The sequence below is a fragment of the Chamaesiphon sp. OTE_20_metabat_361 genome (genome assembly GCF_031364565.1).
In genome coordinates, this window is record NZ_JANLWO010000586.1 from 1 (window position 1) to 3086 (window position 3086).

General features: G+C 48.7%; 1 protein-coding gene. It reads right to left on the bottom strand.

From position 1 onward, the window contains the following. Positions 1-2993 (bottom strand): hypothetical protein (locus RMO35_RS16940; protein ID WP_309742493.1); only part of this gene is annotated, 2993 nt, incomplete at its 3' end. Positions 2994-3086 lie beyond the last annotated feature (93 nt).

Here is a 3086-nt window from a genome sequence, read left to right on the forward strand (position 1 = left end):
GCTGGACTACCGACTAATGCGTCGAGATCGTCGAGATTAGGTGCTGGACTTCCGACTAAGGCATCGAGATCGTCAAGGGCTGACGATTGACTGCCTATAGCGATCGCACCGCCCACACCCAGACCCAAGGCAGTGACACCCATTAAGGCATCTAAGTTGCCAAAATCTGGGAGATCTGCGGCTGGTAAATCCAACCCGTCTAATCCATCTAATGTCAATTCGCGATCGGTTAATTCAGAACTAAAATCATCAAGATTAAAGTCTAAGTTATCAAAATTTGTAGAGGATGTTTCGTCTAAATTGAGTTCGGTTTCACCTAATGAATCGAGATCTAGAGCGCCATCATTAGTACGATCGATGTTATCGATTTCTAATTCTAATTGTCCGCTCAAGGCATCGAAGTCTAGCAGTCCTGACTCAGCATTTGAGTCTAGCTCTAAATTTAGAGATGAGATATCATCCGAATTGAGTTCGGTGGCACCTAAACAATCCAGACCGAAAGCACCATCATCAGTAACCTCAATGTTATCGTCTGACTCTAATGGTACTGACTCTGCTGTCGGCTCAGATGAGCCGACAACTGGCTCACTGCCAATGTTCAAAAAGTCTAGGTCGAGATCGACTGGACTAGGATCGAAGGACGAACCAAGCGCCAAGTCATCAAAGTCAAAGTTTAAATCGCCAAGTCGATCTGACTCTACATTAAAATCTAAGTTACTAAAATCATCGCTCAAACCTAGTTCTCGATCGGCATTAAAATCACTCGACCCGTCACCACTAGCCAAGTCTGATAAAGCGCTCTTATCACCGAACAAATCTAGATTAAAATCGATAAGATCGTCGTTAAGTGGCGATCGGGCAATCGATTCCAGCTCATTGGTTAGGGGTTTGCCGCTCGATTCGGACAGATCTAAGTTACTCATCGGCAGATCGCCAGGAGCGAGTTCTGGTTCGCGATTCTCGTTCCGAGAGGCTCCGCCAACGAGTAGATCTAAATCTAAGTCATCCAGATCGGTTACTAGTGGCTCGTTACTACCTAATTCAGTAGCCAGCGATCGCGCTAAATCTAAATTAGTAACGTGTGGATCGGCAGTTTCGACCAGTGGCTCGCGATCGAGAATATCGAGATCTAATTCACCCAGATTTGGCTCATTTAAGCTATCTAGATCGAAGTCGATTAGCTGAGAATCGGCGGCAACTGGCGGTTCGTCACCAAACATATCGAGGTCGAATGTACCGATACCTGCGAGATCGTTTTGCTCGATAGAGTTATCAATCCAGTTATTTAATTCATCGGCAATCTGGTCTTTTTCGACGATCGATTGCGGTAATTCATCCGCAGTTAAATGTTCTAAAGAGAGTGAGAAACTGTCTGAATCGGGGCGATTGCCATAGTTTAATGCTTCCAAAAACAGGCTCTCGGAAGCTGGCGCGTCCGCCCATGCGACTGGCTCGGCAGTACTTTGAGGCTCGCGATCGACTTGCGCTGCTGGTGTCGCCACGGGAGCGAAATCGCTATTAGGTGCGCTGAGATCCGGCAATTCTGGCACATCTGGCGCGAGTGCCATCGGTGGTAAATTCTCTAACTCAGCCCAATCCTCAGCAGTAGCAGCGGTGCTAAACAAACCGCTCATGGGTTGATCTAATCCAAAATCTGGTGCGGGGAGATCGATCGGATCGCCAACTGAAGACAGTGGCTGAAGTTGACCATCGATATTCGCCAGCAGGTCGAGATCGGCAGATCCCGGCTGTTGCTGGGACGGGGCTAGCTCGGTATCCGACCAAAAACCGGGGAAATCGCCGTCGAAGGTGCCTAGATCGGGATTGTAAAATGTTTCTTCGTCATAAGTATCGGCATCTGAGGGTAGTTCGAGCGAACCAGGACTGACAATTGCCTCAGCACTATTGCCAGTAACTACCACATCTACTCGATCGGTCGCTGCCGTTTCTGGGTCTGGCTCGAACATTTGGGAGTAGAATTTATTGGGATCTGAATTGCCCAAATCTAACAATGGCAGATCGCGATCTAGGAAATCATCATCCTGCATCCAAGTTCCTTCACTGGGCAGATCGTCACTGAGTAAGCTCATAAACTCGTTCAACTCCATCGCATCCGCATCATACTCAGTATCTAGCGATGCGAGCGAGTCAGCAAAATTCAGGCTGTTATGACCGATCGATTGAAATTCCGCTCCAGATGCCTCAACTTTGCCACCACTAATCGAGATTAGTTCGGGGAGTTTTTGGGTAGTGCCATCACTAATCATCACCATCCCCGCCATCGGATCGCTAGACTCATCCAATTTCCAGGTACTCGGATCGTCACTGGGCGGTGGTGACGATCTGGTAGTCCGATTTTGGCTGGCAATTAGGGCTTCCAACTCGGGCGTAATCCCGATCGACTGATGCCGATCTGCCAACACGAGCACTTGTGCCTGTTTGACAGCGTTACTGATACTTTGACCGAGTTGGGCGAGGAAATTACTGGGATTGGCAATCGCCAACCGACAAGCAGTAAATAAATTCGTCCACTCTAGGAATTCAAAATTTTCACCGAGATTGCCCAGCTTTTGACAAATTTGCTGCATCTGCACGCGGAGTTCCGGGCTATCTGCTTGGAGACACAAACTGGTTAGTTCGTCTAGTTTGCGAGTGACGTACTCACCAAATACCTGCTGGATCGCCGGATCTTGAGCCGAACTGCGTTCTGGCGCTGGTGCGGCGACGGCTTCACTGGTAGCCACTAAGTGCTGAAGATAAGCTTTGAGTTCTTCAAATACCGGATCGCCGATGGGATCTCCTAGTTCGGGGTCGCGCGAGTAAGGATCGCGAGCGATCCGCACATCATTAATCCCGGCTTGCAAAAACCCAAAACTCTCCAGAAATAGCGATTGGAGTTGATTGTCTACCGCAATTTGCGGATGCTCTTTGAGCAGTCTAAAGTTGGCTACAAACTGGTTGCCGATCGTCAGCACGTCAATAAGTCCCAGCATGGCAGCACTACCCCTGATCGAATGCGCTGCGCGAAATAATTCGCGAATCATCGTGGGCTGTCTGACGGTTTCGGGAAGTTTGCGTAAGCCTTG